Annotated in this window: 2 protein-coding genes; both read right to left on the bottom strand. The window is 64.6% G+C overall.

Annotated features, from left to right (window positions below):
- On the bottom strand, nt 1-2,677 hold a 2,677-nt coding region (locus tag WBQ44_RS11440), incomplete at its 3' end, for an amino acid adenylation domain-containing protein (RefSeq protein ID WP_495566808.1).
- Between the two features lie 199 nt (nt 2,678-2,876).
- A complete protein-coding gene (locus WBQ44_RS11445; protein ID WP_495566809.1) occupies nt 2,877-3,941 on the bottom strand; it encodes an alpha/beta hydrolase in 1,065 nt (354 codons plus the stop codon).
- Between the last annotated feature and the right edge of the window lie 84 nt (nt 3,942-4,025).

A 4,025-nucleotide genomic window follows, 5' to 3' on the forward strand; every position in this document is an offset into this window, starting at 1 on the left:
CCTCTCGCTGCCACAGTGCATAGTCTGGGTACTGAACCGTCAGCGGCGTCCACCCGGGTGAGTCGCCGGCAGCCCGAGCGGAGTAGGCCGTCATCACGTCCCGCGCGAGGGGGACCATGGAGTACCCGTCGGCTGCGATGTGGTGCACGACGACGACGAGCACGTGGTCCTGCTCGCTCGTGCTGAGCAGGCGTACGCGGAAGGGTGGAGCTGCTGCCACATCGAATGGTGCTCTGATCGCGTCCTGGACGTGGTCGGCGACGTCGAAGTCCGCGAGAGTGTGGGCACGCCAATCGATGTCGATGTCGTTCGTCGACGCTACCGATTGCGAACCCTTGCCGTCGTTCTCGGGGTAGCGGGTACGCAACGACGCGTGCCGTGTACCCAGGTCAACGACGGCGGCCCGGAGCGCAGCGACGTCGAGAGGTCCCGTCAACCGGATCGCCAGTGCGATGTTGTCAACGGAGGACCCCGGGTCGAGCCGGTTGAGAAACCACATGCGCTGCTGCGCATAGGAGAGCGGAATGGGTTCGGGCCAAGGCTCTTTACTCGCGAGTGCGGGACGCGCGGACGACGAGTCGGGTTCCGCTGCATCTATCAGCGTGGCCCACGCCGCGACCGTGGGAGCGTCGAAGAAATCGCGGACGGCGATGCGAACGCCGTGGCGCTCGTTGAGCCGCGCGACCAACCGGGTTGCGGCGAGGGAGTTGCCACCCAACGCGAAAAAATCGTCGTCCCGCCCGACCCTGTCCACGCCGAGTACGGCTGAATATTCTTCCGATACTGCGACTTCCGTCGCGGTGCCTGGTGCAACGAACGACGCCGACGAGGATGCCGGGGTCGGTAGAGCGCGCCGGTCGAGCTTGCCGGATGATCCCAGCGGCATGGCGGCCAGGACCACGACGGCACCGGGAACCATGTACGCGGGCAGGGCGCGACGCAGTCTCGTCCACACCTCGTCCAGGTCGAGCGCATGCTCTCGGGATTCGACGACGTATGCGAGAAGCCGGTCGTCGCGTACGACGACGACTGCTTGGGAGATTGCGTCGTGTTCGGCCAATACTGCTTCGATCTCGCCGAGTTCGATGCGCAGTCCGCGAAGCTTGACTTGAAAATCCGACCGTCCGAGGTAGGTCAGGACGCCCTTGTCCGACTGCTTGACCAGATCCCCCGTGCGATACATCCGGGTGCCGCGGTCGTACGGGTCGGCGACGAACCTGTCTGCCGTCGTGGTGGGCCGGGAGAGGTAACCACGTGCCAACTGGATACCGGTGAGGTACAGCTCCCCCACCACGCCGGGCGGCACGGGTTCGAGTCCCGAATCCAACACGCGGATGTCCGTGTCGTCGACGGGAGTTCCGATGGGAACGTATTCCACGTCTTCGTCGGTGACGCGGTGATGGGTGACGTCGACGGCGGCCTCGGTCGGTCCGTACAGGTTGTGCAGTTGCGCGGCGGACACGGCGGCGAAGCGAGCGGCCGTCGCACCTCCCAGTTCTTCACCCGAGGCGAACACGTATCGAAGGGACGGCAAGGACCTGGATTCGGGAGCGTCGACGAACACCGCGAGCATCGACGGCACGAAGTGGACGACGGTGACTCCGGCGCTCGCGATGAGCGTGGCCATGTACGCGGGGTCGAGGTGTCCGTCGGGTTCGGCGATCACCAACCGGGCGCCGACCTGCAGAGGCCAGAAGAACTCCCAGACGGACACATCGAACGTGAACGGTGTCTTCTGCAGAACGACGTCGTCCTCGGTCAGGACGTACTGCCGTTGACGCCAGGCCACGTTCGCGACAATGGCGGAGTGCGACACCGCAACGCCTTTCGGGCGCCCGGTCGATCCGGACGTGAAGACGACGTAGGCGAGGTTGTCCGGACGAAGAGGAGACAGGCGCTCGCTGTCCGCGAGACGGCCCCCGTCGACTTGGTCCATCTTGCCCAGGTCGTCGATCTCACGGATGTCGAGGATCGGCGCCACGGTGGGCAGCACGCTGGACGTGCTCTCGTCGGCGAGAACGAGAACGGGCTGGGCCGTTCTCAGGACGTGTTCGAGTCTGTCGTACGGGTGATCGGGATCCAACGGCATGTAGGCGCCGCCTGCTTTGACGATGCCGTACATACCCACGACCAGATCGAACGATCTACGAAGGGCCAATCCCACCGTGCGGTCCGGCGCGACCCCCAGGCTGAGCAATCGACGCGCCACCCGATTGGAGCGGCGGTCGAGTTCGGCATAGGTGAGCGTGCGGTTGCCGAACACGAGCGCGACTGCGTCGGGGCGAGAGTCGACCGATGCTTCGAACGCGGCGACGAGAGTCGATGGGGACGTCGGCTCGACCTTTTCCGATGCCGCGGGTTCGGTGTCGGTCCGATCGATGCCCAGGATTACCGCGGCGTCGGTCAGGATGGAAGCGACCGCCCGATCGACGGCGCCTTCGCCGGTGTCGAGCACACCGAGGTCGGCCAGGGCCAGAGGCAGCAGGGATTCGGGGCCGAGTATGCCGCCCATAGCGGTGTCGAGTCGATCGAGTGCATCGTGCAATTGCGCGAAGGTGGCAGTCGCATCACCAATCGTCAGCACAGGCGTGTCCGCCTGAACGCGTGCTGCAGTTGCGACCAGCCGCGGCACGTCGTCGATTGTCAGCGCTCGGTCAAGGCTTCCCCCGGCAACCATGTGGCGCGTCCTCCCCACTTTTGATTTCTCGCCTACACCCGGGTTGCGACGGGCCCAGCCAGCGTGAGCGTTCGATGTCGAATTTCATCAATACCCCGAGGGTACTGCGACAAATGCTCCCCTTCGGACGCGAAGGGGAGCATTTGTGAAACGTCTCGAGCGGCGCCGAAAGTCCGACTACAGCCGCACGGTCCGTCCGTCAGACGCCCATGGCGCGTGCCAGCACGGGCCAGGAGTCCTTGAGGTCGTCGTCCCAGTATCCCCACGAGTGCGTTCCGCTGGGCCGGAAGTTGTACGTGGCCGGGATACCGATCTGGTTCAGCTTGTTCTGAAGGTTGTGCGAGCAGTAGTTGGTCGCGGCTTCGATGACACCGCCGATGATGACCTGATTGGCCAGCGTCGGGACGCGTCCGTCGATGTCCGGGCCGTTCAGGTTGTCGTACGGACCGGGCAGGCCGGTTCCGTTCGAGATGTACAGTTCGAGCCCGCGCAGGCCTTCGGCGTTGATGAACGGATCGTTTTCGACCCACATCGGGTCGTTGTCGGGTCCGTACATGTTGAGCGTGCTGCCGCCGCCGTACAGCTCGACGACCTGCTTGACGAAGGTCTGGCCGATCGGGTCGCTCGTCTGTGCGCAACCGCTGTACGCCGCGACGCCCTGGTACAGATCGGGCTTGGCGATGGCGAGCTGCAGAACCGAGGTTCCCGACGACGAGAGCCCGGCGATGGTGTTGACGCCGTTCGTTCCGAGAGCTGCATCGACCAGAGGCGGGATTTCCTCGGTCATGAAGGTCTTCCACTTGTTGACGCCCAGGACGGGGTCCGCCTGCCGCCAATCGGTGTAGTAGCTCCACTTGCCGCCGATGGGCGAGACGACGTTGATGTTCTTGTCACCGAAGAACTCGTAGGCGTCGGTCCGCGCGCGCCAGGTCGCGGAATCCTCGCCGCCGCCTGCACCGTTGAGCATGTACAGGGTGGGACGCGGAGCACTGGTGTCGCTGGGACGCAGAACGTCGAGCGGGATCTCTTTGTCCATGGACGCCGAGTACACGTACATGGTGAGTTCGCGATCGTTCTTGACCTCGATTTTCGTGACCTTGGAACCGTTGGACGAGGTCGCGGACGCCAACGGCGCCGCATTGTCCACAACGGGATCGGCTGCAGCCGTGGCCGCGACACCGGTGAAGGGCACGACGAGTGCTACGGACGCAATCGCCAATCCTCTGACCACTGTGGACAACGTGCGTGGCTTCGTTCGACGCATAAGTTCTACTCTCACCATTCTCTGCGGTTCCCCGAGATGTCTTCCGGCCCGGACCGTGCTGCTTTCGGTAGTCCGGAGTTACCG

The sequence above is a fragment of the Rhodococcus sp. (in: high G+C Gram-positive bacteria) genome, assembly GCF_049591685.1.
Taxonomy (GTDB): Bacteria; Actinomycetota; Actinomycetes; order Mycobacteriales; family Mycobacteriaceae; genus Rhodococcoides.

Coding starts and splice junctions, on each gene's coding strand:
- WBQ44_RS11445 (WP_495566809.1), bottom strand. CDS start 3,941: ATGCGTCGAACGAAGCCACGCACGTTGTCCACAGTGGTCAGAGGATTG.